The organism is Streptomyces roseolilacinus (genome assembly GCF_014649335.1).
Taxonomy (GTDB): domain Bacteria; phylum Actinomycetota; class Actinomycetes; order Streptomycetales; family Streptomycetaceae; genus Streptomyces; species Streptomyces roseolilacinus.
On sequence record NZ_BMSV01000003.1, the window covers coordinates 401,602 to 417,141 of the forward strand.

A 15,540-nucleotide genomic window follows, 5' to 3' on the forward strand; every position below is an offset into this window, starting at 1 on the left:
CGCCCCGAGCGCTGTCAGTGGTGCTTGCTACAACTTGCAGGCACATCGACGGCGACAGGCGAGGGACGGCGGGGAACACATGGTGGCGCATCTGCGGGAGTCGTACGGGCTTCCGGTATTCGACTTCCCGGGCCCGGAGGACGACGGGAGGACGCCGCTGCCCGAGGCGGACACCGTCGCCTGGCGCGTCTCGTGCGACACGTACGACAGCGAGGAGAGCTGGCCCGAGGCGTTCGCCCGGTTCACCGCGGCCGTCGACCCCGGCCGGGTCCGCGCGCTGGTCGTCGGCGCCTGGCCCGACGCGTACGACTCCGGACCCGAACCGGTCATCACCGCGCTCCTGGACGCGCGGAGCGGACTGACCGCCCTGCGCGCCCTGTTCCTCGGCGACATGGAGTCCGAGGAGTGCGAGATCTCCTGGATCAACCAGGACGACGTCACCCCGCTCCTCGACGGCTTCCCCGAACTGGAGGAGTTCGGCGTCCGCGGCGGCACCGGCCTCGCCTTCCCCGCCGTCACGCACGGCCGGCTGCGCTCCCTCACCGTCCAGACCGGAGGCATGCCCGCCGCCGCCGTGCGGGGCGTCGCCGAGAGCGACCTGCCCGCGCTGGAGCACCTCGACCTGTGGCTGGGCACGGACAACTACGGCGGCGACTGCACCGTCGACGACGTGGCCCCGATCCTCGACGGGTCGCGCCTGCCGAGCCTGCGCCACCTGGCGCTGCGCAACAGCGACATCCAGGACGGGATCGCCGCGGCCCTGGCGTCCGCGCCCGTCGTCGCCCGGCTGGAGGTCCTCGACCTCTCCATGGGCGTCCTCACCGACGAGGGCGCGACCGCGCTCCTCGGCGGCCAGCCGCTCACCCACCTGAAGCGGCTCGACCTCCACCACAACTACCTCGGCGAGCCGCTGCGCCGGCGCCTGCGGGAGACGCTGGAGAGCGCCGGCGTCGCCCTCGACCTGGACCCCGGCCACGCCGACGAGGACGAGTGGGACGGACGCGTCTGGCGCTACGTCGCCGTCGGCGAGTGACGGACCGGCCGTGACGGAGGAAGCGCCGCCGCGCTGGGCGGTCGTCGGCAACCCCGGGAACCGCCGCGTCGCCCTGTTCGACCGGGCGGTCCGCGAGGCCGGGCTGCCCGCGCCGCGCGTCGTGCCGTGGACGGCGGTCCTGCGGGACGGCGGCGCGGACTTCGCCCCCGACGAGGTCGTACGGCTGGAGTCGCCCGGCGAGGACGCCGAGGTCGACCGGGCCCTGCGCGGAGTGGACGACCCGACCCGCGTCGAGGGCGGCGCCCGCTGGTACGCGCGGTTCACCGCCGCCGTACGGACCCTCACCGGCGGCGTGCGCCTCGACGACCCCGACGAGCTGGCCGTCCTCTTCGACAAACGGCGCTGCCACCACGTCCTGGACCGGGCCGGGGTGCCGGTGCCCGGGTCGCCGACGTCCGGCGGCGGCACCCCGGTGCGCGGCTGGGACGACGTACGGGCCCTGACGGACGCGCACCGCATGCCGCGCGTGTTCCTGAAGCCCGCCCACGGGTCCTCCGCGTCCGGCGTCGTCGCCGTGGAGACGGCCGGCCGCGGCCGGATCAGGGCGACCACCTCCGTGGAGACCACCGCCGACGGCCGCCTCCACAACTCGTTGCGCGTCCGCCGCACCACGAGCGAACGGGAGATCGCCGCCCTGGTCGACGCGCTCGCCCCGGACGGACTGCACATCGAGCGGTGGTGGCCCAAGGCGTCCCTGGACGGCGGGGCGGCGGACCTGCGCGTCGTCGTGGTCGCCGGCCGGGCCACCCACGCCGTGGTCCGCACCAGCCGCTCGCCCATGACCAACCTCCACCTCGGCGGCCGGCGCGGCGACCTGGCCGCCGCCACCGCCGCCGCCGGCCCCCGCTGGGCCGACGCCCTGGAGACGTGCGAGCGGGCGGCGGCCTGCTTCCCCGGCACGCTGTGCGTCGGCGTCGACCTGATGCCGTCGGTCGACTGGCGCCGGTTCGCCGTCGCCGAGGTCAACGCCTTCGGCGACCTCCTGCCCGGCCTCACCGGCCTGCCCGGCAGCGGCGCCGAGGGCCTGGACACCTACGCCGCCCAGGTCGCGGCCGTACCGCACCACACGAGGAACCACCGTGCACCCGCCTGACAGCGCCCGACTCCCCGACATGAACGAGGTCGTCGGCCGCGACGACCTGCTCCTGCTCACCCTGGACACCCTCCGCCACGACGTGGCCGCCGAGTTGGCCGCCGCCGGCCGCATCCCCCACCTGGCCCGCCACCTCCCCGGCGGCGCCTGGGAGGAGCGGCACGCGCCGGGCAGCTTCACCTACGCCTCCCACCAGGCGATGTTCGCCGGGTTCCTGCCCACGCCCGCCGCGCCGGGACCGCACCCGAGGCTGTTCGCCGCCCGCTTCGCCGGCAGCGAGACGACCGCCGGCCGCACGTACGTGTTCGACACGCCCGACCTGGTCTCCGGCCTCGCCGCCGCCGGGTACCGCACGGTGTGCGTCGGCGGAGTCGGCTTCTTCAACAAGCAGGGCGCGCTGGGCGGCGTCCTGCCCGGCCTGTTCCAGGAGAGCCATTGGGAACCGGAGTTCGGCGTGGCGTCCCCCGTCTCCTTCGAGGCGCAGGTCGAGCGGGCCGAGCGGATCGTCGCCGGACTGCCCGCCGCGCAACGGCTGTTCCTCTTCCTGAACGTGTCCGCGCTGCACCAGCCGAACTGGTTCCACCTGCCCGGCGCCACCCGCGAGGCCGGGGACACCCGCGCCACGCACGCCGCCGCCCTGGAGTACGTCGACCGGCACGTCGGCCGGCTGTTCGCCGCGATGAGCTCCCGCCGCCGCTGCTTCGCCATCGTCTGCTCGGACCACGGCACGACCTACGGCGACGACGGCTACACCGGCCACCGCCTCGGCCACGAGGCCGTGTGGACCGTGCCGTACGCCCACTTCTTCCTGGAGCCGTCCGCATGACCGCGCCCCCCGTCCGCCCCTACCAGGCGTACGTCTACGCCTACCCGCACAAGACCGCGTACCGGCCGCTGCCCGACCGGCCCGCCCTGCGCGACCTGTGGCGGGGCGAGGGCAAGGACGCGCTCTCCCTCTACCTCCACATCCCGTTCTGCGAGGTCCGCTGCGGCTTCTGCAACCTCTTCACCCGCATCGGCGCCCCCGACGGGCTCACCGGCCGCTACCTCGACGCCCTCGACCGCCAGGCCGGCGCCGTCCGCGACGCCCTCGACGCGTCGGGCGACGGGGGCGCGGACCCGGTGCGCTTCGCCAACGCCGCGTTCGGCGGCGGCACCCCGACCTTCCTGACCGCCGGCGAACTGGACCGCCTCTGCGACATCGCGGAGAAACGCATGGGCGCCGACCTGCGCGCCGTCCCGCTCTCCGTCGAGACGTCCCCCGCCACCGCGACCGCCGACCGGCTCGCCGTCCTCGCCGAGCGCGGCGCGACCCGCCTCAGCATCGGGGTGCAGAGCTTCGTCGACGAGGAGGCCAGGGCGGCGGTACGGCCCCAGCGCCGCGCCGACGTGGAAGCCGCGCTCGGCCGCATCCGCGAGGCCCGGATCCCCGTCCTCAACATCGACCTCATCTACGGCATCGACGGCCAGACCCCCGCCACCTGGCGCACCTCCCTGGACGCCGCCCTGGCCTGGCGGCCCGAGGAGCTGTACCTCTACCCGCTGTACGTCCGCCCCCTCACCGGCCTCGCCCGGCGCACCGCCCACACCGACCGCGACTGGGACGAGCAGCGCCTCGCCCTGTACCGGCAGGGCCGCGACCACCTCCTCGCGCACGGCTACGAGCAGGTGTCGATGCGCATGTTCCGCCGTGCCGGGGCCGCCCCGCAGGGCCCCGACGACCACGCCTGCCAGACCGACGGCATGATCGGCCTCGGCTGCGGCGCCCGCTCCTACACCTCCACGCTCCACTACTCCTTCGACTACGCCGTCGACATGGGGGAGATACGGGCGATCATCGACGACTACACCGCCACCGGGGACTTCGGCCACGCCGTCCACGGCCGGCGCGTCGACGGCGACGAGGCACGCCGCCGCCACCTCCTCCAGTCGCTCCTCCAGGCGCGGGGGATGCCCGTCGCCGACTACCGCGACCGGTTCGGCACCGACCCGCACGACGACTTCCCCGCCGAACTCACCGCCTTCGCGGAGCGCGGCTGGCTCCTCGACGGCGGCGCGGGCCCGCGGCTGCGGCTCTCCCCGGAGGGGCTCGCCCACTCCGACGCGCTGGGCCCCGAGCTGTTCTCACCCGCCGTACGGGCCGCGATGGCCGCGTACGAACCGAAGTAGCCCGCCGTGGACCTGACGATCCTGTACCGGGGGCCGCTCGCCTCCTGCGACTACGACTGCCCGTACTGCCCCTTCGCCAAGCGCCGCGACACGCCCGCCCAGCTGCGCGCCGACCGGGCCGCGCTCGAACGGTTCACCGGCTGGGCCGGCGAGCAGACCGGCGACCGGCTGTCCGTCCTGTTCACGCCCTGGGGCGAGGGCCTGGTCCGCTCGTGGTACCGGCGGGCCCTGGTCGAACTGTCGCACCGGCCGCACGTCCGGCGCGTCGCCATCCAGACCAACCTCAGCTGCCGCACCGACTGGCTCGCGGACGCCGACCCCCGGACCGTCGCCCTGTGGTGCACCTACCACCCCGGCCAGACGCCCTACGAACGGTTCCTCGCGAAGACCCGCGACCTCGCCGACCGGGGCGTGCGCCACAGCGTCGGCATCGTCGGCCTGCCCGAACACCTGGAGGAGGCCCGGCGGCTGCGGGCCGCCCTGCCCGCCCACGTCTACCTGTGGGTCAACGCCGCCGAGGGCCGCGCCTACACCGACGACGAGGCCGCCGCGTGGACGGCCGTCGACCCGCTGTTCCCCTACAGCCGGCACCCGCACCGCTCGGGCGGGCTGCCGTGCCGCACGGGCGAGTCGGTGATCTCCGTCGACGGTGACGGCACGGTCCGCCGCTGCCACTTCGTCCGCGCCGAGCTGGGCAACCTCTACGACGGCTCGTACCGCGCCGCGCTCGCCCCGCGCCCCTGCCCGCTGGCGGTCTGCGACTGCCACATCGGGTACGTGCACCTGGAGACGCTGCCGCTGTACGACGTGTTCGCGGGCGGCGTCCTGGAACGCGTCCCGGCGGCGCGTCCGGCGCCGGGGACCGGGGGCCGCTGAGCGGCGCCGCCCCGGACCGCCCCGGTCAGAGGGGCCGGAGCCGGGCGCGCAGGAGGCAGAACTCGTTGCCCTCCGGGTCGGCCAGGACGTGCCAGCTCTCGGCGCCGGTCTGGCCGACGTCGACGGGCCGGGCGCCGAGGGCGAGCAGCCGCTCCAGCTCGGCGTCCTGGTCGCGGTCGGTGGCGTTGACGTCGATGTGCAGCCGGAGCTTCCCGGTCCGCGGGTCGTCGCTGGGGCTGAGGACGAGGACGGGCTGCGGGCCGCCGAAACCGGTGCCGGGCGGCCCGATCGCGATGCTGCCGTCGTCCTCCCGGTCGAACTCGACGTAGCCGAGGACCTCGCTCCAGAACGCGGCGAGCCGCTCGGGATCGGCGCAGTCGACGACGAGCTCACTGATGCGGCATGCCATGGCCGCCAGTCTATGCCGACGGCCCCGGAACCGACCGGCGGTCGTGCGCGGGGCACCCGGCGACGCGCGGGCCGACCGGGCGGACGGCCCGCGGGAGGCACACCGCCCCGACGCGCCGTCAGGGCCCGGGGCGGGCGGCGGACCCCACCCCGGCCCGCCTCAGACGGCGGCGACCAGCGGGCGGGCCGCGCACGCCCCGTCGTACCGCTCCAGCAGCAGCCGGGCCAGCTCGGGGGCCGGGCCCAGCACGCCGGCCAGCACGTCGGCGCCGGCCGCGCCCGCGGCGATCCGGTCGGGCAGCCGGCCGGGGGCGATCACGTACGGCGCGACGGCCACCCGCCGGACGCCCTCGGCGCGCAGCGCCCGTACCGCGTCCTCGGTGCGGGGGAGGGATGCGGAGGCGAACGCGGGCCGCACGGCGCACCAACCGGCACGCCGCAGCTCCCGCGCCGTTTCAGCGAACACCGCGCTCGCCTCCGGGTCGGTGGAGCCCGCCGAGGCCAGGACGACCCCGGTCGCGGGCTTGTCGGCGGGGGTGAGCCCTGCCTCGTACAGGCGCCGCTCCACCGCGCGCAGCAGCAGCGGCGACGGGCCGAGGACCTCCGTCCGGCGGATCCGCAGCACCGGCGGCGCCTGCCGCAGCACGGCCGGGAGGTCCGCCTTGGCGTGGAACGCCCGGCTCAGCAGCAGCGGCAGGGCCACCACGTCCCGTACGCCGTACGCCGCGAGGGACGCCAGGGCGGCCGGCACGGACGGCACGTTGAAGTCGAGGAACGCGGTCTCCACCCGCACGCCGGGGCGCAGCGCGGCCACCGCCCGCACCAGGGCGTGGACGGTCGTGGCGTGCCGCGGATCGCGGCTGCCGTGGGCGACGACGAGCAGTGCGGGACCGGTCACGGCGCTCAGCCCCTGCCCAGCAGCCCGCGGCGGCGCAGCACCGCGCGCTCCAGCGGGCTGAACACCAGCAGGTCGACGGCGATGCCGACGAGCAGGATCAGCAGGATCGCCAGGAAGATCCCCGGCATGTCCGAGTTGTTGCGGCCGTTCTCCAGCAGCTGGCCCAGGCCGAGCCCCAGCTCGGGCGACGACGCGATGATCTCGGCGGCCATCAGGGACCGCCACGAGAACGCCCACCCCTGCTTCAGGCCCGCCAGGTAGCCCGGCAGCGCCGCCGGCATGACGACGTGCCAGGCACCCCGCAGCCCGGTCGCGCCGAGCGTGCGGCCCGCGCGCAGGAACAGCGGCGGCACCTGGTCGACGCCGGCGACCAGCCCGTTGGCGATGGACGGCACGGCGCCGAGCAGGATCACCGCGAACATCATCCGGTCGTTGAGGCCCAGCCACAGCACCGCCGGCGGCACCCACGCGACGGACGGCAGCGACTGCAGGCCCGAGAGGATCGGCCCGATCGCGGCCCGCACGACCTTCACCCGGGCGACGAGCAGCCCCAGCGGCGTACCGATCGCGAGCGCCAGCACGAAGCCGAGCAGCGCCCGGGACACGCTGGTCCACATGACGCCGAACAGCGTCCCCTGGAGCCACATCCGGGACAGGCTGTCCCACACCGCGGACGGCGCGGGCAGCTTGTACGCGTCGGTGACCTCCGCCCACACCAGCAGCTGCCACACCACCAGGACGAGGACCACCGCCACGACGGGCGGCAGGACCTTCCTCAGCAGCGTCTCGCGCAGCGGCGTCCGGCGCGTCTCGACGGCGTCGAGCGCGTCGAGCCCGGCCTCCAGGCCCTCCAGGTCGTCCGTCCTGCCGGCGCCGGCCTTCGTGTCAGTGCTGGCCATGTCGGCGGATCTCCCCCCGCAGTTGTTCCGTGATCTCCAGGGACAGCTCCGCCACCGCGGCGTCCTCGATGCGGCGCGGCTGCGGCATGCCGACCGTCCACTCGCGGGCGATCCGCCCCGGCCGGGACGACAGCAGCACCACGCGCTGCGCGAGGCGCACGGCCTCGCGCACGTTGTGGGTGACGAACAGCACCGACAGGCCCCCCGCGGCGGGGCCGCCGGAGTTGGCGGTCTCCCAGATCCGGGTCAGCTCGCCGTGCAGCACGTCGCGGGTGATCGCGTCGAGCGCCGCGAACGGCTCGTCCATCAGCAGCAGCCGGCTGTCCTGGGCGAGCGCCCGGGCCATGGCGACGCGCTGCCGCATGCCGCCGGACAGCTCGTGGACGCGCTTGCCGTACGCGCCGCCCAGCCGGACCAGTTCCAGGAGCCGCTCCGCCTCGTCGCGGCGGTCGGCCTTCGGCACGCCGCGCAGCCGCAGCGCCAGTTCGATGTTCTTGCCGGCCGTCAACCACGGGAACAGCGCGTGCTCCTGGAACATCAGGGCCGGACGCCCGTCCGTGGCGATCGCCCCCGAGGAGGGCCGGTCGAGCCCGGCGACCAGGTTGAGCAGGGTGGACTTGCCGCAGCCGGAGGCCCCGAGGAGGGTGACGAACTCGCCCGGCGCGACATCGAGGCTGATGTCGTCCAGGACGAGCTGCTGCCCGGCGGGGCCGGCGAAGGACTTCGAGACGCGCTCGATCCGCGCGGCGTACTCGACCGCCGTACGGTCCTCGGCGCGGGCCGACGTACCGATCGTGATGGCCATGGTCGTCACCTCCTGGGACTGGTCTGTCGGGGACTCAACGGACGCCGAGCCCGGCGTCGGGGACGGGCGCCCGGCCCTCGGCGGCGAGGATCCTGTTCAGCGGGCGCAGGTCGTAGATCCCGGCCAGCCGGGGCTTCTCCAGCAGTCCGGCGGACACGGCGTGGCCGGCCTGCTCGCGCAGCGTCCCGGCGAGCGGGTCGTCGAGGAACCGGAGCGTCGGCCACGCCGAGTCGAGGACCCGGCCGGGCAGCGCCTTGCCGGTGAGCACCTTCATCTGGGCGTTCGCGGCGGCCTTGGCCTCCCGCGGGTGGGTGTTGATCCACGCGTTGGCCCTCAGCGAGCCGCGCAGCACCGCCTCCACCACGTCCGGGTGCCGCTCCAGGAACGCCTGCGAGGCGACGATGTTGGTGATCACGAACCGGCCGCCGGGCCACAGCGACGCCTCGTCGAGGAGCGGCACGGCCCCCTCGGCGATCAGCTTCGACGCGGTCGGCTCGGGCACCCACGCGCCGTCGACCGACCCGGACCGGTAGGCGTCGGGGAGGATCTTGTTGTCGACGCGCAGGACCGACACGTCGCCCTTGCCGCTCTCCGGGTCGACCTTCCAGCCCTGCTCGGCGGCCCAGTGGAGGAACGCCACGTCCTGGGTGTTGCCGAGCTGCGGGGTGGCGATCCGCTTGCCCCGGACGTCCGCGAGGCCCTTCACCCGGTCCGGGTTCACGACGAGCCGGACGCCGCCGGACGCGGCGCCGCCGACGATCCGCAGGTTCTTCCCGCCGGCCCTCGTGTAGCCGTTGAGGGCGGGGGAGGGGCCGAGGAACGCGATGTCGACGGAACCGGCGTTGAGCGCCTCGACCGCGGACGGGCCCGCGTTGAACGTCGCGGTCCGCAGCCGCGTGCCGCGCAGCTCCTTCTGGAAGAAGCCCTCCCGGTCGCCGACGAGGGCCGTGCCGTGGGTGAGGTTCGCGAAGTACCCGACGCGCACCGTGTCCGCGGACAGCTTGGGCCCCTGGGCCACCACCTTCGCCCGGTCCTCCACCGCCTGCGAGCCGTAGCCGCACGAGACCAGCGCCACGAGCAGCAGCGGCAGGACCGCGGCGAGGACGGGGCCGCGGCGCGGCGCGGGCCGGGGGCGGGAGGTGGCAGGCACGGGAGGGGTTCCTCTCGTCGGCCCGGCCGCTACCTCCCGTACGGGACGGGCGGGGCGGCCGGGCGGGCGGCGGTGGGCGGTCGTCTGCGGCGGTGGCGGGGGAGCGGGCGGCGGGTCACCGGGCACATCGCGCGACACCCCCGCTGCCCGCGCCGACGCGTCCGCCGCCGACGCGGCCGCCCTCCTTCGCGAAGGTCGCGAAGGTGTCGCGGGCCATCAGAAGTCCCAGCCGTCGTCGTCGGCGGGGGCGGCCACGGGCTTCTCGCCGGCGAACGACTCGCCCGCCATGCCCGCCGCGAGGGTGGTGCCGTCCGCCGGGTCGATCAGCAGGAACGAGCCGGTGCGGCGCGAGTCGGCGTACGCGTCCAGCGCGATCGGCTCGGCCGTGCGGACCTTGACGGTGCCGATGTCGTTGGCGACGAGCCGCCCCGGGGCGGGGTGCTGGGACAGGTCGTCCAGGGTGAGCCGGGACGGGATGTCCTTGACGATCGCCTTGACCGTACGGGTCGTGTGCTTGAGCAGCACCCGCTGGCCCACCGTCAGCGGCTGGTCCGCCACGTGGCAGACCGTCGCCTCGACGTCCTGGCTGGTCGCCGGGGCGTCCCCGGACGGCACGATCAGGTCGCCGCGCGAGATGTCGATGTCGTCCTCCAGCCGGAGGGTGACGGACTGCGGCGTCCACGCGGCGTCGACGGGCGTGCCCAGCAGGTCGATGTCGGAGATCCGCGACGTACGGCCCGAGGGCAGCACCGTCACCTCCTGGCCGACGCGGAACGTACCGGCGGCGATCTGCCCCGCGTAGCCCCGGTAGTCCGGGAGCTCCGCGGTCTGCGGGCGGATCACGTACTGCACGGGCAGCCGGGCGTGGCAGCCGGTCAGGTCGTGGCTGACGGGCACGGTCTCCAGGTGCTCCAGCACCGTCGGGCCGCCGTACCAGTCCATCGTCGCGGACGGCTCCACCACGTTGTCGCCGGCGAGCGCGGAGATCGGGATCGCGGTGACCTCGGGGATGCCCAGCTCCGTCGCGTACGCCGTGAACTCCTCGGCGATCCGCGCGAAGACGTCCTCCGCGTACTCGACGAGGTCCATCTTGTTGACGGCCAGCACGACGTGCGGGACGCGCAGCAGCGCGGCGATCGCGGCGTGCCGGCGGGTCTGCTCGACCACGCCGTTGCGCGCGTCGACGAGGATCACGGTCAGCTCAGCGGTGGACGCGCCGGTCACCATGTTCCGCGTGTACTGCACGTGGCCGGGCGTGTCGGCGAGGATGAACCGGCGCCGGGCCGTGGCGAAGTAACGGTACGCCACGTCGATCGTGATGCCCTGCTCGCGCTCGGCCCGCAGGCCGTCGGTCAGCAGCGCCAGGTCGGGCGCCTCCTGACCGCGGGAGCGGGAGGCGTGCTCGACGGCCTCCAACTGGTCGGCGAGGACCGACTTGGAGTCGTGCAGCAGCCGGCCCACGAGGGTGGACTTGCCGTCGTCGACGGACCCGGCGGTCGCGAAACGCAGCAGGGTGGTGGCCGAGAGCTGCTCGGCGGCGGTGGTGCTGGACATCTCTAGAAGTACCCTTCGCGCTTGCGGTCTTCCATCGCGGCCTCGGACAGCTTGTCGTCGGCGCGGGTGGCGCCCCGCTCGGTCAGCCGGGACGCGGCGATCTCGGCGATCACGGCGTCGAGCGTGGTGGCGTCGGAGTCGACGGCGCCGGTGCAGGACATGTCACCGACCGTGCGGTAGCGGATGAGCCGCTTCTCGACGGTCTCGCCGTCCTTCGGGCCGCCCCACTCGCCGGCGGTCAGCCACATGCCGTTGCGGGAGAACACCTCCCGCTCGTGCGCGAAGTAGATCTCGGGCAGCTCGATGCCCTCGCGGGCGATGTACTGCCACACGTCCAGCTCGGTCCAGTTGGACAGCGGGAACACCCGCACGTGCTCGCCCGGGGCGTGCCGGCCGTTGTACAGCTGCCACAGCTCGGGCCGCTGGCGCCGCGGGTCCCACTGGGAGAACTCGTCGCGCAGCGAGAACACCCGCTCCTTGGCGCGGGCCTTCTCCTCGTCGCGCCGCCCGCCGCCGAACACCGCGTCGAAGCGGTGCTGCTGGATCGCCTCGGTCAGCGGCACGGTCTGCAGCGGGTTGCGGGTGCCGTCCGGGCGCTCCTTGAGGGCGCCGCGGTCGATGTACTCCTGGACGGACGCCACGTGCAGCCGCAGGTTGTGCCGGGCCACGGTCCGGTCGCGGTACTCGATGACCTCGGGGAAGTTGTGCCCGGTGTCCACGTGCAGCAGCGAGAACGGCACCGGCGCGGGCGCGAACGCCTTCAGCGCCAGGTGCAGCATGACGATGGAGTCCTTGCCGCCGGAGAACAGGACCACCGGCCGCTCGAACTCACCCGCCACCTCGCGGAAGATGTGGACGGCCTCGGACTCCAGGGCGTCGAGGTGCGACAGCGCGAACGGGCTGCCCTGCTGCTCCTCGGTCGCGTTGAGCGTCGTGGTCACGCCAGACCCCTCTCGGTCAGCAGCGCGTGCAGCGCCTGCGCGGACTCCTGCACGGTCTGGTGGTGGGACTCGATCCGCAGGTCGGGGCTCTCCGGCTCCTCGTACGGGTCGTCGACACCGGTCAGGCCGGTGATCTCGCCGGCCGCCTGCTTGGCGTACAGCCCCTTCACGTCGCGTACGGAGCACACCTCGACCGGCGTCGCCACGTGCACCTCCACGTACGGGGTGCCCTCCCGCTGGTGGCGCTTGCGCACGGCCTCGCGGCTGTCGGCGTACGGGGCGATGACGGGCACGAGGACCTTCACGCCGTTCGACGCGAGCAGTTCGGCGACGAAGCCGATGCGCTGCACGTTGGTGTGCCGGTCCTCACGGCCGAAGCCGAGGCCCGCCGACAGGAACTCGCGGATCTCGTCGCCGTCGAGCACCTCCACGCGGTGGCCCTCGGCGCGCAGCCGGCCCGCGAGCTCGTACGCGATGGTGGTCTTGCCGGCGCTCGGCAGACCGGTGAGCCAGATGGTGGCCCCAGTCACGTGCTTCTCCTGAGAAGAGTGGTCGTTCGTCATCCGTGCAGCCCGCACTCCGTCTTGGCGCGGCCCGCCCAGCGGCCGGCGCGCGCGTCCTCGCCCTCCAGCACGCGGCGCGTGCAGGGGGCGCAGCCGACGGAGGCGTAGCCGTCCATCAGCAGCGGGTTGGTCAGGACGCCGTGTTCGGCGACGTACGCGTCGACGTCGTCCTGGGTCCACCGGGCGATCGGGGACACCTTGACCTTCCGCCGCCTGGCGTCCCAGCCGACGACCGGGGTGTTCGCCCGGGTCGGGGACTCGTCGCGGCGCAGCCCGGTCGCCCACGCGGCGTACTTGGTCAGGCCCTCCTCGAGCGGCTTGACCTTGCGCAGCGCGCAGCACAGGTCCGGGTCGCGGTCGTGCAACCTCGGCCCGTACTCGGCATCCTGCTCGGCGACGGTCTGACGCGGCGTCAGCGTGATGACGTTGACGTCCATCACGGCGTCGACCGCGTCGCGCGTCCCGATGGTCTCGGGGAAGTGGTAGCCGGTGTCCAGGAACACCACGTCGACGCCGGGGAAGGCGCGCGAGGCGAGGTGGGCGACGACGGCGTCCTCCATGGAGGAGGTGACGCAGAAGCGCTCGCCGAAGGTGTCGGCGGCCCACTTCAGGATGTCGAGGGCCGGGGCGTCCTCCAGCTCGCGCCCGGCGCGCAGGGCGAGCGCCTCCAGCTCCTCGTCGGTCCGCGTGACGGTCATGCCGGGTCCCCTCCGCTGTCATGGCGCTGGAGGCCCCGGGCCAGCAGGCCCAGGAACTTCAGCTGGAAGGCTCGATTGCAGGCCGCGCACTCCCACGCGCCGTGGCCCTGCTCGGCGGGGCGCAGGTCCTCGTCGCCGCAGTACGGGCAGTAGAACGGTGCCGCGCGCTCGCTCACGACAGGGCCTCTCCTTCTTCGAGGGCTCGGTTCGCCTCCGGGGCGCCGGAGCCTCCGTCGACGGTCGGTCGTGCTCGGCCGCTCGTTCCTCGCGTCCTGCGCGCGGCCTCCGCTTCTTCGAGGGCTCGGTTCGCCTCCGGGGCGCCGGAGCCTCCGTCGACGGTCGGTCGTGCTCGGCCGCTCGTTCCTCGCGTCCTGCGCGCGGCCTCCCTTTCGACGGAGGCGCGCCCCTTCGGCTCACTCGCCCGGGTCACGACAGGGCCTCCTCGCTGGCGCGGGCCGCCCAGGTGGCGAAGCGCTCGCCGTCCTCGCGCTCCGCCCGGTAGCGGGTGAGGACGCGCTCGATGTAGTCGGGCAGCTCGGCGGAGCTGACCTTCAGGCCGCGCACCTTGCGGCCGAAGCCGGCCTCCAGGCCGAGGGCGCCGCCGAGGTGCACCTGGTAGCCCTCGACCTGGCGGCCCTCCTCGTCGAGGACCAGCTGGCCCTTGAGGCCGATGTCCGCGACCTGGATGCGGGCGCAGGCGTTGGGGCAGCCGTTGATGTTGATGGTGATCGGCTCGTCGAACTCGGGCATCCGGCGCTCCAGCTCGTCGATGAGGGAGGAGCCGCGCGCCTTCGTCTCGACGATGGCCAGCTTGCAGAACTCGATGCCGGTGCAGGCCATGGTGCCGCGCCGGAACGGCGACGGGTTGACCCGCAGGTCGAGCGCCTCCAGCGCGGCGACGAGCGAGGGGACCCGCGCCTCCTCGACGTCGAGGACGATCATTTTCTGCTCGACGGTGGTGCGGACGCGGCCGGAGCCGTGCGCCTCCGCCACCTCGGCGATCTTGGTGAGGGTGGCGCCGTCGACGCGGCCGACGCGCGGGGCGAAGCCCACGTAGAAGCGGCCGTCCTTCTGGCGGTGGACGCCGACGTGGTCGCGCCACTGCTGCACGGGCTGGGCGGGCGCGGGGCCGTCGACGAGCTTGCGCCCGAGGTAGTCCTCCTCCAGGACCCTGCGGAACTCCTCGGCGCCCCAGTCGGCGACGAGGAACTTCAGCCGGGCGCGGTTGCGCAGCCGCCGGTAGCCGTGGTCGCGGAAGATCGAGATGACGCCGGTGAAGACGTCCGGGACCTCGTCGAGGGGGACCCAGGCGCCGAGGCGGACACCGATCTTCGGGTTGGTGGACAGCCCGCCGCCGACCCACAGGTCGAAGCCGGGCCCGTGCTCGGGGTGCTCCACGCCCACGAACGCCACGTCGTTGATCTCGTGCGCCACGTCGAGCAGCGGCGAACCGGAGACCGCGGACTTGAACTTGCGGGGCAGGTTGGAGAACTCCTTGTTGCCGATGATGCGGCGGTGGATCTCCTCGATGGCGGGCGTGCCGTCGATGATCTCGTCCTCGGCGATCCCGGCGACGGGGGAGCCGATGATGACGCGCGGGGTGTCGCCGCACGCCTCGGTCGTGGACAGGCCGACCTCTTCGAGGCGGCGCCAGATCTCGGGGACGTCCTCGATGCGGATCCAGTGGTACTGGATGTTCTGCCGGTCGGTGACGTCGGCGGTTCCCCGGGCGAACTCCTCGGAGATCTCGCCGACGACCCGCAGCTGCCGGGTCGTCAGGCGGCCGCCGTCGATGCGGACGCGCAGCATGAAGTACTCGTCGTCCAGCTCCTCCGGCTCCAGGACGGCCGTCTTGCCGCCGTCGATCCCGGGCTTGCGCTGGGTGTAGAGGCCCCACCAGCGCATCCGGCCGCGCAGGTCGTTGGGGTCGATGGAGTCGAATCCGGCCTTCGAGTAGATCGTCTCAATACGTGTCCGAACATTGAGACCGTCATCGTCCTTCTTGAACTGCTCATTGCCGTTGAGGGGGGTGAAGTGCCCCCTGGCCCACTGGCCCTCGCCACGGTGGCGCCCCGCCTTGCGGCGGGGCGTGGCGGGTGTGGGCTTCTCCGGGGTGGCGGCCATGGCTATACGTCCTTCGGGACTGCAGGAGGGCGGCTCTGACCTGCGCAATGTCGCGCAGGGCAGAGCTCCTGCGCGACATTGCGCGGCGGGTTCAGAAGATCGGGGATCGCGGCGTTGCTGGTTCGCTCAGCTCGCCGGACACATGGCGCTGGACATGCGGCCGAGGTCGACGTGCCGCCGACTCACCAAGGCAATTCCAGCTCGAGACATGACGGAAGCGTGTCATGCGAGTTTGGACTCAGTCCACCTTCGTCCGTATCCCGGACGCGGATGTCTCGCATCGTGGACAAGTGTGGTGCGGGTCACGT

General features: G+C 73.9%; 17 protein-coding genes. 5 read left to right on the plus strand and 12 right to left on the minus strand.

Features of this window, described 5'->3' with window-relative positions:
* The first annotated feature begins 79 nt into the window (after nucleotides 1–79).
* From IE106_RS09075 to IE106_RS09095, 5 genes are read left to right on the plus strand one after another with little or no spacing between them, the layout of a single operon-like run.
* Nucleotides 80–1,033, plus strand: a complete 954-nt coding sequence (locus IE106_RS09075; RefSeq protein WP_189531753.1) for an STM4015 family protein — start codon at nucleotides 80–82, stop codon at nucleotides 1,031–1,033.
* A 10-nt stretch (nucleotides 1,034–1,043) separates the two neighbouring features.
* Entirely contained in the window at nucleotides 1,044–2,147 is a 1,104-nt protein-coding gene (locus tag IE106_RS09080; RefSeq protein WP_189531754.1) for an STM4014 family protein, read from the plus strand.
* A gap of 19 nt (nucleotides 2,148–2,166) precedes the next feature.
* The gene (locus IE106_RS09085; protein ID WP_189532235.1) at nucleotides 2,167–2,973 is read left to right on the plus strand and encodes an STM4013/SEN3800 family hydrolase; all 807 of its coding nucleotides are present in this window, start codon (nucleotides 2,167–2,169) and stop codon (nucleotides 2,971–2,973) included.
* Entirely contained in the window at nucleotides 2,970–4,316 is a 1,347-nt protein-coding gene (locus tag IE106_RS09090; protein ID WP_189531755.1) for an STM4012 family radical SAM protein, read from the plus strand. Before IE106_RS09085 ends, IE106_RS09090 begins: the two co-directional genes overlap by 4 nt.
* A gap of 6 nt (nucleotides 4,317–4,322) precedes the next feature.
* The gene (locus tag IE106_RS09095) at nucleotides 4,323–5,192 is read left to right on the plus strand and encodes an STM4011 family radical SAM protein (RefSeq protein ID WP_189531756.1); all 870 of its coding nucleotides are present in this window, start codon (nucleotides 4,323–4,325) and stop codon (nucleotides 5,190–5,192) included.
* A 25-nt stretch (nucleotides 5,193–5,217) separates the two neighbouring features.
* Here the strand turns inward: IE106_RS09095 and IE106_RS09100 are convergent, their stop codons facing one another.
* From IE106_RS09100 to IE106_RS30955, 12 genes are all read right to left on the minus strand, one after another.
* Nucleotides 5,218–5,601: a VOC family protein gene (locus IE106_RS09100; protein WP_189531758.1), complete on the minus strand. Its 384-nt coding sequence runs from the start codon at nucleotides 5,599–5,601 to the stop codon at nucleotides 5,218–5,220.
* Nucleotides 5,602–5,760: 159 nt separating this feature from the next.
* A complete protein-coding gene (locus IE106_RS09105; protein ID WP_189531760.1) occupies nucleotides 5,761–6,498 on the minus strand; it encodes a sirohydrochlorin chelatase in 738 nt (245 codons plus the stop codon).
* A gap of 5 nt (nucleotides 6,499–6,503) precedes the next feature.
* On the minus strand, nucleotides 6,504–7,397 hold the full coding sequence (locus IE106_RS09110) for an ABC transporter permease (RefSeq protein WP_189531762.1): 894 nt from the start codon (nucleotides 7,395–7,397) through the stop codon (nucleotides 6,504–6,506).
* On the minus strand, nucleotides 7,384–8,202 hold the full coding sequence (locus IE106_RS09115) for an ABC transporter ATP-binding protein (protein WP_189531764.1): 819 nt from the start codon (nucleotides 8,200–8,202) through the stop codon (nucleotides 7,384–7,386). The genes IE106_RS09110 and IE106_RS09115 overlap by 14 nt, the downstream gene beginning before the upstream one ends.
* Nucleotides 8,203–8,236: 34 nt before the next feature.
* Nucleotides 8,237–9,352, minus strand: coding sequence for an ABC transporter substrate-binding protein (locus IE106_RS09120; protein WP_189531766.1), 1,116 nt, complete (start codon nucleotides 9,350–9,352; stop codon nucleotides 8,237–8,239).
* A gap of 216 nt (nucleotides 9,353–9,568) precedes the next feature.
* Nucleotides 9,569–10,906 (minus strand): sulfate adenylyltransferase subunit 1, encoded by a 1,338-nt coding sequence (locus tag IE106_RS09125; protein WP_189531768.1) that lies wholly within the window; start codon nucleotides 10,904–10,906, stop codon nucleotides 9,569–9,571.
* A gap of 2 nt (nucleotides 10,907–10,908) precedes the next feature.
* Nucleotides 10,909–11,847, minus strand: coding sequence for a sulfate adenylyltransferase subunit CysD (gene cysD / locus IE106_RS09130; protein WP_189531770.1), 939 nt, complete (start codon nucleotides 11,845–11,847; stop codon nucleotides 10,909–10,911).
* On the minus strand, nucleotides 11,844–12,410 hold the full coding sequence (gene cysC, locus IE106_RS09135) for an adenylyl-sulfate kinase (RefSeq protein ID WP_189531772.1): 567 nt from the start codon (nucleotides 12,408–12,410) through the stop codon (nucleotides 11,844–11,846). The genes cysD and cysC overlap by 4 nt, the downstream gene beginning before the upstream one ends.
* On the minus strand, nucleotides 12,407–13,108 hold the full coding sequence (locus tag IE106_RS09140) for a phosphoadenylyl-sulfate reductase (protein ID WP_189531774.1): 702 nt from the start codon (nucleotides 13,106–13,108) through the stop codon (nucleotides 12,407–12,409). The genes cysC and IE106_RS09140 overlap by 4 nt, the downstream gene beginning before the upstream one ends.
* On the minus strand, nucleotides 13,105–13,284 hold the full coding sequence (locus IE106_RS09145; protein ID WP_189531776.1) for a hypothetical protein: 180 nt from the start codon (nucleotides 13,282–13,284) through the stop codon (nucleotides 13,105–13,107). The genes IE106_RS09140 and IE106_RS09145 overlap by 4 nt, the downstream gene beginning before the upstream one ends.
* A gap of 250 nt (nucleotides 13,285–13,534) precedes the next feature.
* Entirely contained in the window at nucleotides 13,535–15,232 is a 1,698-nt protein-coding gene (locus tag IE106_RS09150) for a nitrite/sulfite reductase (RefSeq protein ID WP_189531778.1), read from the minus strand.
* A gap of 126 nt (nucleotides 15,233–15,358) precedes the next feature.
* Nucleotides 15,359–15,442: a putative leader peptide gene (locus IE106_RS30955; protein ID WP_023590579.1), complete on the minus strand. Its 84-nt coding sequence runs from the start codon at nucleotides 15,440–15,442 to the stop codon at nucleotides 15,359–15,361.
* Nucleotides 15,443–15,540 lie beyond the last annotated feature (98 nt).

Excerpts from the sequence above, each read along its gene's own strand:
- IE106_RS09075 (WP_189531753.1), top strand. The coding sequence starts at position 80 with ATGGTGGCGCATCTGCGGGAGTCGTACGGGCTTCCGGTATTCGACTTC.
- IE106_RS09090 (WP_189531755.1), top strand. The coding sequence starts at position 2,970 with ATGACCGCGCCCCCCGTCCGCCCCTACCAGGCGTACGTCTACGCCTAC.
- IE106_RS30955 (WP_023590579.1), bottom strand. The coding sequence starts at position 15,442 with ATGTCTCGAGCTGGAATTGCCTTGGTGAGTCGGCGGCACGTCGACCTC.
- cysC (WP_189531772.1), bottom strand. The coding sequence starts at position 12,410 with ATGACGAACGACCACTCTTCTCAGGAGAAGCACGTGACTGGGGCCACC.
- IE106_RS09125 (WP_189531768.1), bottom strand. The coding sequence starts at position 10,906 with ATGTCCAGCACCACCGCCGCCGAGCAGCTCTCGGCCACCACCCTGCTG.
- IE106_RS09110 (WP_189531762.1), bottom strand. The coding sequence starts at position 7,397 with ATGGCCAGCACTGACACGAAGGCCGGCGCCGGCAGGACGGACGACCTG.
- IE106_RS09115 (WP_189531764.1), bottom strand. The coding sequence starts at position 8,202 with ATGGCCATCACGATCGGTACGTCGGCCCGCGCCGAGGACCGTACGGCG.
- IE106_RS09085 (WP_189532235.1), top strand. The coding sequence starts at position 2,167 with ATGAACGAGGTCGTCGGCCGCGACGACCTGCTCCTGCTCACCCTGGAC.
- IE106_RS09140 (WP_189531774.1), bottom strand. The coding sequence starts at position 13,108 with ATGACCGTCACGCGGACCGACGAGGAGCTGGAGGCGCTCGCCCTGCGC.
- IE106_RS09100 (WP_189531758.1), bottom strand. The coding sequence starts at position 5,601 with ATGGCATGCCGCATCAGTGAGCTCGTCGTCGACTGCGCCGATCCCGAG.
- IE106_RS09150 (WP_189531778.1), bottom strand. The coding sequence starts at position 15,232 with ATGGCCGCCACCCCGGAGAAGCCCACACCCGCCACGCCCCGCCGCAAG.